This is a genomic window from Bradyrhizobium sp. Crot121 (assembly GCF_059512385.1).
Map to the genome: position 1 here is coordinate 1 of NZ_JCAMOR010000227.1, position 1,670 is coordinate 1,670.

Below are 1,670 nucleotides of genomic sequence, written 5' to 3' on the forward strand. Positions count from 1 at the left end.
GGAAACTCCCCAGCCAACATTTTATCTTTACTGAGCAGGCCGGCGTCCTCCAGCGCTTCCATATCCGGAAGATCGCGCAGCGTCTCCAGGCCGAAGTGCGACAGGAAGCCCTTGGTGGTCACGTAGGTGTAGGGCGCGCCGGGTTGCGGGCTGCGCGGGCCGCTCGCGATGAACCCCAATCCGCGCAGACGGGCGATGGTATCGCGGCTGACCTCCTTGCCGAAGAAGGATGACAATTCGCTGCGATTGATCGGCTGGTAATAGGCGATGCAGGCGAGGATCAGCGCTTCGGTCTGCGACAACGCCTTGTCGCCGCCGGCAGTGCCAATCGCCGCCCGGATCGCCTCGGCGAAGTTTTTCCGGGTGCGGTGCTGCCAGCCGCCGGCGACGGATACGAGCTCGTAAGGCCGGCCGCGGAGCTCGTCGCGGATGTCGTCGATGATGAGATCGAGGTTGCAATCGCGGCCGACGACGCGCGTCAGCACCTCACGCGTCACCGGCGCCGGCGAGGCGAAGATGACGGCCTCGACCCGGCCCATCCATTCGCGCCAGCGCAGCTCCGGCGGCAGGTCGGCGAGCTCGGTGTCGAGATCCGCTTTCGATCGCGCGCGCCGTCCCATCTCAGAGCCCGTACAATCGAAACGTCGGCCGTCCCGTGAGCTCGCGCACCGCGCCGAGCGACACCAGTCGTTCGAACAGCCGTCGCGTGCTGCGGTCGCTCGCGGTCTTGCCTGGGCGCGCCGCCTGGGCGTCTTCCATCAGCAGGATCAGGACCATCCTGCCGGCGTCGCGGCCGCGCAGCTTCGGTGCGGCCGCGAGCAGCCGGTTGGCCCGCCGCACGAGGTCGGCGTAGAGATCCGATGCGGCTGCGGCGGCGCGTGCATAGGCCAGCGCGCAGGCCGCCAACCAGGCCTCGTCCGGGCCGCCAACCTTGCCCGCGGCGCGCAGATCGCCGCGTCGAACTTGGCCGGCGATCAGCGGCACGGCGATCGGCCATTTCAGGCGGTGGGCGAGCACGATGTCGGCAAGCCACAAGGCCAGCGGTTCGCTTGCAGGGACGAAGCGCATGCTCATCGCCGCGATCTCGGCGGCGGCCGCGACGGCGCTCCCCTGTCCCGCCGCCAGCTTCGCTGCGGCGGTGACGACGTCCACGAACGCGTCGTCGAAGCTCAGTTCGAACCGAAGGGCCAGCGTGATCATCCAGTCGTCCGGCACCATGGCGGCGCGCTCGCCGAGATACCGCCACGCCTTGAGGATGCGCCCGCCCGGGCCGGGGTCATCGGTCTCGCGGCGCAGATACCAATGGTCGCGCAGCGTCGCCTCGTCCTCGGTGCGGCCGCCATGCCGGGCGAGCACGGCGGCATCGGCGAGCGACAGACGATGGCGCCAGAGCAGGCCGAGCGGGTGCTCGCTGCGGGCGATCGGATGGATCGCGGCCAGTGCCGCACCGGCGAAAAACGTCGCATCATCAACGGATTGCCCGGATAAGGCCTGCCGGCCCCAGGTTGGAAAGGGCGGGAAGGTCGGTGGGGGGTCAGGGAGGGTTCGCACGCGGGACGGCATGACGAATGGTAATCGGTCACGGCGCTTTACACCATCAAAAACGCCACAAACCGCCGCGCCTGTCGGTGGATAACAACGAGCGATAATGTTGCCTTATCGTTCGTTTT

General features: G+C 68.3%; 2 protein-coding genes. Both read right to left on the reverse strand.

Annotated elements, in window-relative coordinates:
• The coding region (scpB, locus tag AC5ZGW_RS46160; protein ID WP_496114164.1) for an SMC-Scp complex subunit ScpB at positions 1–620 on the reverse strand (620 nt) is incomplete at its 3' end.
• Between the two features lies 1 nt (position 621).
• Entirely contained in the window at positions 622–1,563 is a 942-nt protein-coding gene (locus tag AC5ZGW_RS46165) for a DUF1403 family protein (protein ID WP_130231918.1), read from the reverse strand.
• Positions 1,564–1,670: the final 107 nt, after the last annotated feature.